This is a genomic window from Parahaliea maris, assembly GCF_008064665.1.
In the GTDB taxonomy this organism is placed as follows: Bacteria; Pseudomonadota; Gammaproteobacteria; order Pseudomonadales; family Halieaceae; genus Parahaliea; species Parahaliea maris.
In genome coordinates, this window is the sequence record NZ_VRZA01000001.1 from 131,288 (window position 1) to 145,049 (window position 13,762).

The window sequence follows — 13,762 nt, forward strand, 5'->3', positions numbered from 1 at the left end:
CGGCATATAACCTGAACACCTGTAAGCCCTCAAATGGGTGTACCCCTACCCTAGCCCTACCCCGGCCACAAAAGCCCTCACACGTCCTCTGTAGGCCCCCACAGAGGACGCCCTGCGCCACGCCCCGGTGCCGCTGCCGTGCCTAACCTCTCCCGCCAAGATAAGGCGCTACTGGAGGAGTTTACCTCCCGCCAGCGCGCCCTGAACGACATTGAAGGCTTCCGGCAATATCTCTCCCGTACGTATCACAGCGACTTCCAGCACCCTCCCGTCGCCCACCACCGACTGTTACAGCAGCACCTGATGGAGCTGTACCACGGAGACTATGACGGGCTGATCGTTGAGATGCCCCCCGGTAGCGCCAAGAGCACCTACAGTTCTATTCACTTCGCGTGCTGGTATCTCGCCAAGCATCCGGACAGGAAAATAGTCGCCATCTCGAATACCACGGCGCTGGCCGAAGACTTCTCAAGGCGGCGGAGGTCGGCGTGTCTAGAACAGGAATGGCAAAATCTAGCTGACTGCTCCATACCTAAGGACCACCAATCACTCGCCAACTTCGGGACCAGTAAAGGTGGAAGTATGCTGGCCGTGGGTATGGGCTCGGCGGTCAGTGGTCGCCGAGCGGACCTGCTAATAATCGACGATCCCATTGCCAGTCTTGAGCAGGCAATGAGTCCGGGGCAGTTGGAAAAGCAGTGGGGGTCATACCTCTACGAGTACCGGAACAGGCTGCTCCCCCACGGCAAGCAAGTGATTATCAGCACCCGCTGGTCGCAGTGGGACTTGATAGGCAGGATTAAGGAGCAAATAGCTTCCGGAGAAGAAAAGCGGAAGTGGAAAATTTTAACCCTCCCAATGGAAGCCAAAGACGACGACCCGCTGGGCAGGGAACCTGGAGAGAGACTGTGGCCAGACTGGTTTAGCGCGACCCAAGTAGAGGAGAACAAGAAAGACCCGCTGCTGTGGTCCGCGCTGTATCAACAGGAGCCAGTGGACGCGTCAGGCACTTGGGTAGACGCGCAGTACATCCAGATTATCAAAACTACGGAACCGCCCCACCCGTTGAAGTACGTGGTGTCGGTTGATCTAGCGCTGAGCGACGGAGTCGGTGACTACACAGCGATCGTGGTGGCGGGGATAGGTCCCTCCCGCGAGTTGTACGTTGTGGACGTCCACTTAGACAAGGTGCCAGTGCATCAAACGATGGCCAAGCTCAATGCGGTCTGCGCCCAGTACTCCCCCTCTGTGGTTCTCATTGAAGACTCGCCGGCCGAAAAGGTGTTCCTTGAGGCGCTGCGGGAGCACAGCCGGACTCGCAGTGAGTTAATACCTTTGTATCCCATGCCCACCCGTGGCAGGGACAAGGAGACGCGTGGGGCGGCCATCCGTAGTTTATTCATGCAGAACAAGGTGTTCCTTGTTGAATCCGGGTGGAATCAGGAGGCTATCAAGCAAATCCTGAACTTCCCGCCCAAGACCAAGGCCATACATGACGACTTTGTAGACGCCCTTGCCCTCATCGGCCGCCACATCGGTAAGCAGTCCAACCCAAGCGCGGAGTCCGATGAAGTAGCCCAGCCCATTATCAGAAGCAGCATAGAACTAGACGCCTACGGCAACATGCAGACCACCGCCACGCTGGGGCAACTCTGGGACGATCATGATGAGCGTCTAAGTTTGTCCCGCAGATTTGCAGGGAGGATCTAACCATGACAAACCAAGAAATTGAGCAGCTCATTGAGTACGCCGCAACGATGCACCCCGGCAGGGGATGGGAACAGCTCTCCGAGGAGGAGAAGCGAGCGGTATTTAAGAACTGGGAAGCCCAGCGTGACCTAGGCACCGAGATGACCCTCGCCCCCGGTCCGCAGGGCAAGCGCGTAGGTCCTAGCGGTCTGTACGTCGCCCCGAACGCTTGGGAGATTGCTGCCGATGCTCTGCAGAAGGGCGTGGGGGGCTACTTGGTCGGGCGAGCTAACCGCGGAGAACGACAAGGCCGTGAGGCTGCGGCTGACCTGCTCACGCGGAGGGACGCCATCGACGCAGAGGTGGCGGCGACACGCGCCGCCAAAGAGGAAGAAGAACGTAAAGCCCTTAGAGCACGCCTGTTTGGAGGCCCCTAATTATGAATATGACTCAAGTTGTACAAGAATACGCTTACCTTCAAGCAGGTATTGACCACTGCCGCGCGAGGGGTAAGCCCGTTCCCTCCCACGTCACAGACCGGGCCAATTTCCTGTACAACAAGGCCGCCTCAGTCCTGACCCCACAGGAGGCGTCAATGGCTTTGAGGGCCGTGGACGCTTTGAAGGCCCAATACACTCAACATGCCGTGGCACGGGACGCCCAGCGCGAGGCCGCAGCAAATCATTACTACCGAGATGACCTTGCCAAGTCTATGACGGGGCTAACAGCGGACCAAGTTGTCGCCGCTAAGGACGGCCAGAAGTACGCCGTGAAAGGCAGTAGATTCCAGCCGGAACAAGCGAGAGTACGGGTGGAATCTATACTGAAAAAGGCTGGCCACAAGCTCAACTACGATCAGTTCCTGGCCCACGTGGACGCGGTGGACGACGCCAAGCGCCACGGACGTGACCCTGCCAAATATCTCACCGAGAAATTCGGGAAAAAGGCGTCCCAAATGGGCGACCTTATTGAAGGCTTCAACAACTCCGGTATTTCGGAGGTCATGGCGCTGACAAAGGGGCGGACAACCCCCGATCACATGACTGCCCCCACAAAATCGGAGGTGTTGCGCTCACAACTGGCCGACGCTTGGGTGAATGACGCGGTTAAGTCCCCCAACTCCCGTGAAAAGTTGGTTGAGCGATACCACCCCTCCTACCTCGAAGACACAGGCCGCTCCGGGGACATAGCTCGCGCCATGCTCCAGCATGAGCAGGCTATGGAAGCAGACGTATCCAACTACGAAGGGCCTACTTACGACATCGACCCGGAATACAAAGACGAGTTCACCGCCGCCCAGGAGGGCACGTGAAATGGACACACTAGCTGAACGCGAGAAGCACATACTGGCTCAGGCCGACGCGCTGAACGCCATCCTATCGCAAACCAACATCCCACAGGCCGCTCAGGCTGCTGAGATGCGCAGCCGTGAACAGGCGGCGTCCCGGCTGGCCAGACAACGTGCCGGTCAGTCCCGGGATGACCTGCTACTGGCCGAAGCCCTCCGCCGTTCCCGCGACAAGGGCGCTGGCCCCTTCAAGGGCACCGGGATGGAGGCCCAAATGCTCAACGAGGCGTACCGGCAGTCAGTCGGCGGTGGCCAGATGAGCCATGACGACTTCATGCGGGACGTGGCCTCCCAGCGCCTCGGCCGCCAGACCACCGTCGCCACCCCGGAGGGCACCTACATCACCCCCGGCTACGACACCAGCTTCATGGGCGGCAGGCGTGGTACTCCGGACTTTGTACCGAAGCCTCCAACCGAGGGCGAGAAGCGGGGCCAGTACACCACCTCCAATCTGCGACAACTGAACAACGCAGCCAGCGAGATGGTCCCAAGTATCACGGACGCTGCTGCCGAGCAGTACGCGCCCGAGTTTCTGAAGGGCTACTTCACCTCCGACGAGTACAAGGCCATGAACAACCGCGCCCGCGAGTGGGCCGCAACGCTGGTGTTCATGCGCTCCGGAGCCACCGCCCGCAAGGACGAGGTGGACGCGGCCATGCAAAACTTCTGGCCTCAACCTGGCGATGGTCCCCAAGACGTCCAGCGCAAGGCCCAGATGCGAGAGGAGGCAATGGCCACCGCCGAGGCGGCATACGCGCAGCGTCAGGGAGGCACCCCGCCCGGAACGGGTCAGCCCCCTCCTGCCAAGCGTGTTATCAAGTTCGGGGACTTGCCCCCGGGGAGCTAGACCATGCCCTATGACGTTGAAATGCCGGACGGCACGATCATCGAGGACGTACCGGACCACATCACGCAGGCCGAGCTACTGAAGCGGCTAAACGGGGCGGGTACACCTCCGCCCACCGTGAAGACGCAGGCACAGCTTGACCAAGAGGCGTACAACGCGGCCTCGCCGTGGGAGAAGCTACAGCTTGGAGTGAACCAGTCGCTGCGGGAGCTTGGCCACGGGCTGCAAGAGCTTATCCCCGGCCTGCCCGATCTCACCCCGCAGGAACGGCAGGAACTGGCCCGCCAGCAGGCCGTAGAGGGTGGCTGGAAGACCACAGGCCAGATAGCCGGTGATGCAGCAATGGCGACTGCCCCCGTGGTCGGTTTCTCCGGGAAGCTGTCAAACCTTGCGCGTGGTCAACGCGTGGCGGCGACGCTGGGCCTAGAGGGGCTGGGGTCAGGCATTGTGGAGGGCTTACAGGCACCCACAGACAGGCTAACCACGGGGGCCGGGGCAGCAGCCACCACGATGGCTCTAGGGGCCGTGTTCCCCTTCCTGTTTGCGGGCCGTGTGACCCCGGACGCCGCTTACCTGCTCGATCAGGGCGTCAAGCTCACCCCCGGACAAGCCTACACGGGCGGTCTGCTACAGGGCATTGAGGAACTGGCTTCCTACATTCCCGGCCTCGCTGGTGGCGTCCGCAAGGGCAAAGACGAGGCGCTACAGTCGTGGAACACCATGCTTCGCAACGGCGAGCGCCCCCCGCAGGAGGCCATGAAGAAGATCAAGGAGGGCCTCGGCAAGGAGTACGACAGGATATTCGCCGGTAACTGGACCATCGACACCAACGAGCTTGGCCGGAAGTGGATGGGCATACAAATCCCGCTCAGGCGAGAACTGCCGGACGAAGAAGCCAACCGAGTATTCAAGACCCTCGGCAGCTACTTTGACATGATAAACCGCCCCGACGTCAGCGGGCGGGCTATACAGGTCGTGGACAGGAACATTGGCAAGCTGGCGAACCAAGCGTACAAGCGCGGTGATGGCGTCACCGGCGAAGCCTACGACGCTGCTCAACGACTGCTACGCCAGCAACTTCCAGGTGAGGCAGGCAAGCAGATCGTGAAGCACAACCGCGATTACGCCGCGTTCAAAGTGCTGCAGGACGCCACCGCCAAAGTCGCCCCCCTCAAGCGAGTGCCCCCCGGCACCATCACGCCCTCTGAACTACTGGCGAGTAGCGCCAAGTCCAACCGGCCCGCAGCGGCTCAGGGCGAAGCCTTGATGCAGCAGGAGGCTCAACGCGGCCTCAACGTGCTGGGCGACCCAGCGTCTAACAGGCTACAGGAGTTCTCGACCAAGTTCAGTCCTGTGCTGTATCCAGCCGCCATGCCGGTCCGCGCGGTGGCCTCCCCGATGGCGAACATGCTGCGTAGTCATGGGGCGGAGGGCTTATCAGCGCCCCTCGCCGCTGCCGCCGCCTCGGGACTACCCGCTGCGACTGGCTCAACCTACCAGCGGGAACTTGAAGAATTGCTACAAAGCATGGGAATCCTACGATGAACCCCCACACGCTCCCCCACCGCGACATGGTGCGTATCGTGAAACTGCTACAGCAGGAGTTGCAGAAGCAGCTATCAGCCTCCCCTCAGCACCACGACCTCGCTACTCAGGACCTGGCCTTTTCGGTGGGGCAGATGTTCGCCAACCTGATCGCCCTCCACACCGAGCACGCTGGCGAGGAGGTGCAGGCAGTCCGGGAGATGGTGAGTGGCTTCCTAAAGGGCGCGGACTCCGCTACCCGGTACGTGGAACTGGAACAGGGCGATACGGTTGCCGTGGAGTGGGAAGGTGCAGTCACTATCCATTAGCGTAGACACTGCCCTACTGGCAGATCACGGCCCGGAGACCGGGGGCAAGATGGTTGAAGACCAGATAGCTATAGCTCAACGCTGCCCCTGCTTCACCTGCCCCGACCGCTACCGATGTCGCCGGGAATGTGAAGGCTTCAGGGCTTACGTGAAACGGGGGAGGTAGATGAGAACCCTAGACCAAGCCACAGCCAGATGGAGCCGGGCGCACCGCGCTCTACACAAGCTGCAAAAGTTCCCCCAGTCGGGGTCTTACCACGCGGCCAAGCTGAAATTGGCACAAGACGAGTTCGACAAGGCGTGTGCTGAGCGCGCGGCGCTTAGAGCGGGGCGGTGACATTTACCAAATCAGGCAAAATGTCTTGTGGATGTGCTGTGGATATCGTGTGGATAAAATTTCGGCGTTTTTAAAAAGGCCTCGGCAAACGCAGCCAGAGCAGCAGTGATTGCTATCCCGTTTGCGGCTAGTGTCGTAATGTCTATCGCCAAGTCCATGTAGCGAGTTTACTACGTTCAGAACTCACAGACTAATGCTTTGGTACCGAACCAATAAACAGCTTGCTCTGAGTTTTAACCCTGTTACGCTAAAACATGCCAGCTTTTATGGCGGCATGTTTTGACGTAACAAGAGTGCTGAACTTGGCTGAGTGCGATTTGTGTATCAATAAGACTGACGCAGTTTGGGTCCGACGTATGTCCGCGTCTGAGATCTTTGAATGGCGGAACGGCATCATGCTCGCCGCCCTGGAGCGCAACGACGTTGAAACCGCGAAAGCCATCGGGCGACGCAACGATGCTGACAAGCGAAGGGCGAACCGCAAGCGTCGTGTGACCTTGTGCGGACGTTGTGCAATGGCGACCAATCCAGAAGAAAACGGTGACCAACTAATTGTGGAGGGGGTACACAGTGATCGAGAGTTTCAGCACGTTCGCAAAGAGTGCTGCGTTTGCGGCATACCCGTCACCTACCTGTACTGGAGCGAGGGGCTGCGTAAGGGTGACGTAACCTGTAGTCATAATTGTCGTAAAACAACGGAGCGGAGGGGGCGTCAGCTTACGCTGCCCTCAATCAAACAGTGCGCCCACTGCGGGGAGGACTTCTACCCCAAGCGGAGTACCGGCAGATACTGCGGGGCCAAGTGCCGGGTATACGCCAGCCGCAAGCGTAAGGGCAACGCGCAACCCCCCTCGTAGCGCCCCACAGAGCCCCCTACGGCCACGCCAGCCCCCCGGCAACACCCTAGCCTACCCCGCGCCAGCAGGCCGCCACAGCGGCCAACAGAGCTACACACCTCCTCACGAAGCAAAGCCCGAAACGCGCCCCCCTCTACAGACCTCTAACCTCTTGTTTTATAATGTCTTTGCAGGGCGGGTCTTCTGGCCGGCCTCCGGTACCACCTGATATGCGCGGCACGCTTGCGCGCGCCGGCCGACGTGTCGGACCATCGACTCCGGCCTCCGGTACCACCTGATATGCGCGGCACGCTTGCGCGCGCCGGCCGGGATGCCGGACCATCGATTCCGGCCTGCGGCACCACATTTCCACGGGCAAACCCTCGGCGCAACAAGCCATGCAATTGGCGCTCGGTGCCATGCACTCCATTTGCGTCACGCAGTAGCCTACCTGTGCCAGCCGAAGAATAGTCGAGCCTCATGGCTCAATCGCTGGCCATCCTATTGCTACCATTTCAACTGAGGAAAAGGTAATGAATATCATCCTGATCGCTATCGCTACTACGGCTTCCCTCGCATCCCTGGTGGCGCCTCGCACCTACGTATTGGCCCAGGACCAGATAGCCCGCGATGGTGAGTACGCCTGACCTGGTTCCAGTAGCTCCCTCAAAGGGATAACTCGGATATAGACGCCTTCGCTAAAGCCGCTACACAACTTTGATCGCCATATCCTCCAGCGTATTGGCAGTGATATGAATGCGCTTCGCAATCTCCTTCAATTGACCGACGATATCCCGGTGACGCAGGATCTCCCGGCAGTCTTCCGCTTCGAGCAGCGTCGCGATGGCGCGAGCACAGCCCTCCACCACGCGGTCGTACTTGTCCTCGATACGGTCGGTGGTGGCCGCCAGCGCGATCATCTCCCGGGCCGCCAATAGATCGAAAGATTTTCCCAGCAGGGTCATCATCTCGGTAAGGAGGGCACATATCTCCCGGTAATCGGCAACCGAGGCAATACCGTAAACCTCCTGCTCGATGACGAAATGCTTCACACTGAGTACCACCCAGTCCAGTTGAGTAAGAAACCGGTAGATGGACTCCTTGTCGTAGGGCGTCAGGAACACATTCAGCAATCGCTGCATGTTCTCGTTTTTCATCTCCAGCGCGCGGGCCGCATCTTCCCGGATCGCAGCCAAAGCCTCTTCGCGCTGGCATGCACAGGCATCCTCCAGTCTGCCAACGATGTTCAGGGTGATAAGGGTTTGCTGCCGCATCGCGTCCTCGAAATCCTCCGACTTCGGCAGTATGAACTTCTCGATAAATCCCGTTTTCATTGCCACAGCTCCAGGCAGAGATAGCAGTAAACATAGCCCAGTAAGATCGACACCGGAACGTTGAGAAACCACCCGCCAACGATACCCAGCGCCGTTTTCCAGCGTACATGACCCGGCCTCTCCGCGGCGCCGACGCCCAATAACGAGGCAGTCACCACCTGCGTGGTCGACGTGGGTGCGCCAAATAATGTGGCGACCGAGTTGACCAGCGCAGCGTTGATCTGGCTGGCAACAGAGTGAATCAGCCTGACCCGGAACAGACCGAACCCCAGCGTTTTAATGATGCTCCAGCCGCCAAAGACCGTGCCCGCGGTAATCGAGGAGGCGCACAATACAATCACCCAGTCCGGCACGGTAAACGAGGGAGTGACCCCGCTGGCCAGCAACATCATGGCGATCACCGCCATGCCCTTCTGGGCGTCGTTACCGCCATGTGAGAAGCCCAACCAGGCGACACTGACGTATTGTGAGACAACAAATACGCGTTCCATCTGGATGGTTGCACGCGACAGCAGTCGCATGAGGACCTTCATCAGGAGAAAGCCCAGCAGGAAGCCCAACAGGGGTGACGCAAAAAGCCCGGTGACGACCTTTGCAATACCTTGCAGTTCGCCCGCCTGCAACGCCGTCACTCCCCAGTTGATCTGTGCTGCACCCACAGCGTAGAGCCCAGCGCCAACCAACCCCCCGGCCAGTGAGTTCGAAGAGGACGAGGGATAACCGAGCTGCCAGGTCACGATGTTATAGGTAACCGCAGCCGCGAGGGCCGCGATGACCAGACTTTCACCGACGACCACACTGACATTGTCGATCTGGACAAAGGTGCCGATGGTGTCAGCAACTGCCAGGCCGACGGTGAAGGGCGCGATAAACGTGAAGAACGTCAGCAAGGCAATCGCAATGCCGGGGCTCATCGCTCTCGAGGCGATGGCGGTGGCCACCATATCAGCGGCGTCATGGAAGCCATTGGTGAAATCAAACAGCGCGACCATGATGACGACCAACACCAGAAGCGCACTGGTCAGGTCCATACCGGTCGATTCACGTCGATAGCCTCGGCAATGGGTACGGCAGCATTCTAGGGCCGGCTCGCCCCCGGCCCGGCGATGTCCATCGCCTTCTGGTAGGCCGGTCGCGACGTCACTCGCTCAACGTAGGCCTTGGTCGCAGGCAGACTGTCATCTATCTCACGGGCGCCCAACATAGCCAGGGATGTCAGGTTGAAGATCGACATGATGTCGGCACAACTGAACTCGGGACCACCCAGGTATTCCGATGCAGACAGTCGTTCCTCCAGGGCCCGGTACAAACCGTCCGCCCGCCGCTGAGCGGTGGTGAGAATCAGGTTATCCGGGCCCGCCTCCGGCCCGGCAGCGATCTTGATGAACAGTGCCGATTGCAGATTATTGTTGAACTGCATCCAGAACAGGTAGTGCGGGTAGTCCGGGCTGTCGGGCTGAACTGACAGGCGGCCACCGCCATGGCGCTGGGAGATGTACTCGACGATCGCTGTTGACTCGGCCAGGACCAGGTCACCGTCAGTAATGATCGGCGCCGTGCCCGCAGGGTGCAGCGCGCGGTACTCCGGCGGCGCGAGAAAGTCCTCGCCGCGGTCATACCACTTAAGTTCATAGGGCAGGCCGAGTTCCTCCATCAGCCAGACGATTCGGTCCGACTGGGATACGCCGAGGTGGTGGATTGTAATCATCAAGGTCTCCTTGGTAAGCGCGATAAACGTTGGCAGCAACCGCCTGCCTGTCCTGCACTCAGTAGTATAGAACTGCGAGTAGCGGTCCAGACACTGACAGAACTGAGGGTGGGCCAGTCACCGCCTGATACCTGTCAGTCGGGCAACACCTCCGCCAGATGGCTGACAAACATCCGCACCTTGGCGGACAGGTGCCGGTTGTGCGGATACACCGCCCACACCGCAGCATCCGTTGCCACACAGTCAGCAAGTACGGGCAACAGGGTGCCCCGGTTCAACGCCTCGCGTACGTAAAAGTCAGGTAGCTGGACGATTCCCACCCCCATGATGGCCGCGTGGGTGAGCGCCCTGCCGTTGTTGCTGCGCCAGTTACCACTCACCGCAAGATCAAAATTTTTCCTGGCTTCGCGGAAGCGCCAGGTACTGAGTGTACCGACCAGGCAATTGTGATTGACCAGTTCGTGTACTTCGCCGGGCACTCCGCAGCGCTCGAGGTAATCCGGGGAGGCGCAGGTCACCAGCCGCCGGCTGCCAATGCGCCGGGCGATCAGTGAGGAGTCCTGCAGGGTGCCGGCGCGAATGGCCAGGTCATAGCCCTCGGCAATGAGGTCGACAAGGCGGTTGCTGAAATCCAGTTCAATGGAGATATCCGGATAGCGGGCCATGAACTCAGCCGCAGCGGGAGCGATGAAATCCTCCCCAAAAGCTCCGGCGACCGTAATCCGCAATCGCCCCCTCGGTGTTTCCTGCAGGTCCTGCACCGCCTCCTCTGCCTCTCTCAGGGTGCGCAGTACATCCTGGCAGCGCAGGAAGAAGGCCTGGCCCACCTCTGTCACCGATAGCTTGCGGGTGGTGCGCACCAGTAACTGGGCACCAAGGCGCGACTCCAGCGCGGCGATGAGTTTGCTGACATGGGACCGGGAAACCCCGAGCCCTTCCGCGGCGCGGGCGAAGCTCTGGTGATCGACCACGCTGACGAAGGCCTCAATCGCCTCAAAGTTATGCATATCGACTCCCGACCAAACTATTATTTCTATATAGAAATTGTATATTTCATTTTTTCTATTTTAGGTCTATTTAGAAACAAATAGAATGACGACCCATTCAGGTATTTCAGGAGATAGCCGAAGATGAAAACGCGCGCCGCTGTTGCTTTCGAAGCAGGCAAACCACTGGAAATTGTCGAAGTCGACCTGGAGGGCCCCAAGGCCGGCGAAGTGCTGGTGGAAATCAAGGCCACCGGCGTATGTCATACCGACGCCTTCACCCTGTCCGGCGACGATCCGGAAGGCGCCTTCCCGGCCATCCTGGGCCACGAGGGTGCCGGTGTGGTAGTGGACGTCGGCCCCGGCGTCAAACACCTACAGAAAGGCGATCACGTCATTCCGCTCTATACGGCAGAGTGCCGCGAGTGTGACTTCTGCCTCAATCCCAAAACCAACCTGTGCCAGGCCGTGCGCACTACCCAGGGCCAGGGCGTGATGCCGGACGGCACCAGCCGCTTCTCCTTTGAGGGCAAGCCGATCCTGCACTACATGGGCTGCTCCACCTTCTCCAACTACACGGTACTGCCGGAGATTTCACTGGCCAAGGTGCGCAAGGACGCCCCCTTCGACAAGATCTGCTACATCGGTTGCGGTGTTACCACCGGCATCGGCGCCGTCGCTTTCACCATGAAGGTCGAAGCCGGCTCCACCGTTGCAGTGTTCGGCCTGGGCGGCATTGGCCTCAACGTGATCCAGGGCGCGAAGATGGTGGGCGCCAGCCGCATCATCGGCGTGGACCTCAACCCCGCCCGTGAAGCCATGGCCCGACGCTTTGGCATGACCGACTTCGTGAATCCGAAGGAGGTGGAGAACGTGGTAGATCACATCATCCAGATGACCGGCGGCGGTGTCGATTACAGCTTCGAGTGCATCGGCAATGTCAATGTGATGCGCCAGGCGCTGGAGTGCTGCCATAAAGGCTGGGGCGAAAGCTGCATCGTTGGCGTGGCCGGCGCGGGCCAGGAAATCTCCACCCGGCCCTTCCAGTTGGTGACGGGCCGCTCCTGGCGTGGCACCGCCTTCGGTGGCGCCCGCGGGCGTACTGACGTGCCAAAGATTGTGGACTGGTACATGGACGGTCGTATCAACATCGACGACCTGATCACCCACACCATGCCCCTGGACAACATCAACCAGGCCTTCGACCTGATGCACGCGGGGGAAAGTATTCGCTCGGTGGTGCTGTACTGAGCCCCCCAGAACGGGGACGACGCCCTGTTCTGCTTCATTGCCCGCCGCAAGGCGGGCATTCCCAACCGGGAACGTTAGCCTCAGGCGTTAAAAACCGAATACTCCGCCAGTGCCCGTAAGCTGGTACAGGCGGGAAAGTCCACCGTTGCCTCGAAGGCCTCGAAAATGCTACCCCAGTCGGGATTGCCATTGAGTGCGGCCAAAGCCCGCACCAATGACTTTTAACGACATTTCAGTACTGTCCCCGTAACAAAGCCCGGATAGCCCGTGAACAACCCGACTTACGGTGTCTGCGCCTTGACGACAGTCCCGCCCTTCATCACAAAGGACACTCGTTCCAGCACGGTGATATCCTCCAGGGGATTCCCCTCGACGGCAATGATATCCGCCAGGTAGCCGGTTTTGATGGCGCCCAGGTCATCCCGTTTCATCAGCGTCGCCGCATTGATGGTGGCCGACTGCAATGCCTGCACTTCCGTCATTCCGTACTCCACCATCCGCGCAAACTGCCGGGCGTTCTGCCCGTGGGGGTAAATGGCGGCGTCGGAGCCGAACACCATGTTCACTCCCCCCTCTACCGCAGCGCGAAAACTGTCGCGCTGAACCTGGGCAATCGCCGCATCCTTCTGAAGGTTCTCCTCGGGAACACCATTGGCCCGCCCCTGGGTCTGGGTGTAGTCCGTGTTGTAGATATCCATGGAGAACCAGGTGCCCTGCTTCTTCGCCAGCTTGATCGCCTCCCCGTCGAGGATGCTGGCATGCTCGACGCTATCGACACCGGCCTCGATGGCCGCCTTGATACCCTCGGTACCATGGGCGTGAGCCGCCACCACCTGGCCGCGGTGGTGGCCTTCGTCAACAATCGCCTTCATTTCCTCTGGCGTGTACTGGATAGCGCCCACCTTGGTGCCGCGGGAGAACACCCCGCCGGTGGCACAGAACTTCACGGTGTCGGCGCCGTACTTGATGTTCTTGCGCAGGGCCTCGCGGACCGCCCAGGGGCCATCCGCGACCGCCTCTGCCTTGAAATCCAGCTCGGGCGGGTAAAAATTGTTGTCGCAATGCCCGCCCGTCACACTCAGGGCGTTGCCGGCACTCCAGATGCGCGGTCCCTCTAACTCGCCGGCGGCGACGGCGTCGCGCACAGCAATCACTGCATAACCTGAATCGCCCAGGTCGCGCACTGCAGTAAAGCCCGCCTGCAGGGTGGCGCGGGCATTGCGCACGGCGTTAACGGTTTGTCGCGGGGTAGACTGCAGCATCTCCTCGAGAAAGGGCGTTCCCTCTGCGGCTGAGGAAAGGTGCACGTGCATATCCATCAGGCCGGGAACCAGCGTCAGGTTGCCGAGGTCGATTTGCTGCGCATCGTCAGGCACCGGCAGCGCCCCTTCCCGGCCCACGGCAACTATACGTTCACCGGACACCAGCACTGCAGGTGATTCAATAAGTTTGCCGCTCACCGTATCCACCATGGCCGCTGCCGTGATGTAGATGTCCTGTGCCTGTGAGGCGGCGGTAGCTGCCGCCATGGCAAATGCCAGCAACGTTTTTGGTATCAACTTCATGGGCTTTC

The 13,762-nt window shown here is 60.0% G+C and carries 13 protein-coding genes; 7 read left to right on the forward strand and 6 right to left on the reverse strand.

The window, feature by feature from the left end; translation table 11 throughout:
* Positions 1-138 precede the first annotated feature (138 nt).
* From terL to FV139_RS00590, 6 genes are read left to right on the forward strand one after another with little or no spacing between them, the layout of a single operon-like run.
* The gene (gene terL, locus FV139_RS00565) at positions 139-1,710 is read left to right on the forward strand and encodes a phage terminase large subunit (protein ID WP_148066304.1); all 1,572 of its coding nucleotides are present in this window, start codon (positions 139-141) and stop codon (positions 1,708-1,710) included.
* A 2-nt stretch (positions 1,711-1,712) separates the two neighbouring features.
* Positions 1,713-2,126 (forward strand): hypothetical protein, encoded by a 414-nt coding sequence (locus FV139_RS00570; RefSeq protein ID WP_148066305.1) that lies wholly within the window; start codon positions 1,713-1,715, stop codon positions 2,124-2,126.
* A gap of 2 nt (positions 2,127-2,128) precedes the next feature.
* The gene (locus FV139_RS00575) at positions 2,129-3,001 is read left to right on the forward strand and encodes a hypothetical protein (RefSeq protein WP_148066306.1); all 873 of its coding nucleotides are present in this window, start codon (positions 2,129-2,131) and stop codon (positions 2,999-3,001) included.
* A 1-nt stretch (position 3,002) separates the two neighbouring features.
* A complete protein-coding gene (locus tag FV139_RS00580) occupies positions 3,003-3,884 on the forward strand; it encodes a hypothetical protein (RefSeq protein ID WP_148066307.1) in 882 nt (293 codons plus the stop codon).
* Between the two features lie 3 nt (positions 3,885-3,887).
* Positions 3,888-5,429, forward strand: a complete 1,542-nt coding sequence (locus FV139_RS00585) for a hypothetical protein (protein WP_148066308.1) — start codon at positions 3,888-3,890, stop codon at positions 5,427-5,429.
* On the forward strand, positions 5,426-5,737 hold the full coding sequence (locus FV139_RS00590; RefSeq protein ID WP_148066309.1) for a hypothetical protein: 312 nt from the start codon (positions 5,426-5,428) through the stop codon (positions 5,735-5,737). The genes FV139_RS00585 and FV139_RS00590 overlap by 4 nt, the downstream gene beginning before the upstream one ends.
* Positions 5,738-7,617: 1,880 nt before the next feature.
* Here the strand turns inward: FV139_RS00590 and FV139_RS00595 are convergent.
* The 4 genes from FV139_RS00595 to FV139_RS00610 form a co-directional block, all read right to left on the reverse strand.
* Positions 7,618-8,244: a DUF47 domain-containing protein gene (locus tag FV139_RS00595; protein ID WP_148066310.1), complete on the reverse strand. Its 627-nt coding sequence runs from the start codon at positions 8,242-8,244 to the stop codon at positions 7,618-7,620.
* Positions 8,241-9,275, reverse strand: a complete 1,035-nt coding sequence (locus FV139_RS00600) for an inorganic phosphate transporter (protein WP_148066311.1) — start codon at positions 9,273-9,275, stop codon at positions 8,241-8,243. The genes FV139_RS00595 and FV139_RS00600 overlap by 4 nt, the downstream gene beginning before the upstream one ends.
* Before the next feature lie 47 nt (positions 9,276-9,322).
* A complete protein-coding gene (locus tag FV139_RS00605) occupies positions 9,323-9,952 on the reverse strand; it encodes a glutathione S-transferase family protein (protein ID WP_148066312.1) in 630 nt (209 codons plus the stop codon).
* Positions 9,953-10,086: 134 nt separating this feature from the next.
* The gene (locus tag FV139_RS00610) at positions 10,087-10,959 is read right to left on the reverse strand and encodes a LysR substrate-binding domain-containing protein (protein WP_148066313.1); all 873 of its coding nucleotides are present in this window, start codon (positions 10,957-10,959) and stop codon (positions 10,087-10,089) included.
* A gap of 123 nt (positions 10,960-11,082) precedes the next feature.
* Between FV139_RS00610 and FV139_RS00615 the strand changes: the two genes are divergently transcribed.
* Positions 11,083-12,189, forward strand: a complete 1,107-nt coding sequence (locus FV139_RS00615; RefSeq protein ID WP_148066314.1) for an S-(hydroxymethyl)glutathione dehydrogenase/class III alcohol dehydrogenase — start codon at positions 11,083-11,085, stop codon at positions 12,187-12,189.
* A gap of 80 nt (positions 12,190-12,269) precedes the next feature.
* Here the strand turns inward: FV139_RS00615 and FV139_RS21290 are convergent, their stop codons facing one another.
* Together FV139_RS21290 and FV139_RS00620 are read right to left on the reverse strand one after the other, a co-directional pair.
* On the reverse strand, positions 12,270-12,392 hold the full coding sequence (locus tag FV139_RS21290; RefSeq protein WP_268939923.1) for a hypothetical protein: 123 nt from the start codon (positions 12,390-12,392) through the stop codon (positions 12,270-12,272).
* Positions 12,393-12,470: 78 nt separating this feature from the next.
* Positions 12,471-13,754 carry a Xaa-Pro dipeptidase gene (locus tag FV139_RS00620; protein ID WP_148066315.1) on the reverse strand — a complete coding sequence of 428 codons (1,284 nt, stop codon included), beginning with the start codon at positions 13,752-13,754 and terminating at the stop codon, positions 12,471-12,473.
* Between the last annotated feature and the right edge of the window lie 8 nt (positions 13,755-13,762).

Coding starts and splice junctions, on each gene's coding strand:
- FV139_RS00585 (WP_148066308.1), top strand. CDS start 3,888: ATGCCCTATGACGTTGAAATGCCGGACGGCACGATCATCGAGGACGTA.
- FV139_RS00615 (WP_148066314.1), top strand. CDS start 11,083: ATGAAAACGCGCGCCGCTGTTGCTTTCGAAGCAGGCAAACCACTGGAA.
- FV139_RS00570 (WP_148066305.1), top strand. CDS start 1,713: ATGACAAACCAAGAAATTGAGCAGCTCATTGAGTACGCCGCAACGATG.
- FV139_RS00575 (WP_148066306.1), top strand. CDS start 2,129: ATGAATATGACTCAAGTTGTACAAGAATACGCTTACCTTCAAGCAGGT.
- FV139_RS00610 (WP_148066313.1), bottom strand. CDS start 10,959: ATGCATAACTTTGAGGCGATTGAGGCCTTCGTCAGCGTGGTCGATCAC.
- FV139_RS00600 (WP_148066311.1), bottom strand. CDS start 9,275: ATGGACCTGACCAGTGCGCTTCTGGTGTTGGTCGTCATCATGGTCGCG.
- FV139_RS00590 (WP_148066309.1), top strand. CDS start 5,426: ATGAACCCCCACACGCTCCCCCACCGCGACATGGTGCGTATCGTGAAA.
- FV139_RS00595 (WP_148066310.1), bottom strand. CDS start 8,244: ATGAAAACGGGATTTATCGAGAAGTTCATACTGCCGAAGTCGGAGGAT.
- FV139_RS00620 (WP_148066315.1), bottom strand. CDS start 13,754: ATGAAGTTGATACCAAAAACGTTGCTGGCATTTGCCATGGCGGCAGCT.
- FV139_RS00580 (WP_148066307.1), top strand. CDS start 3,003: ATGGACACACTAGCTGAACGCGAGAAGCACATACTGGCTCAGGCCGAC.
- FV139_RS00605 (WP_148066312.1), bottom strand. CDS start 9,952: ATGATTACAATCCACCACCTCGGCGTATCCCAGTCGGACCGAATCGTC.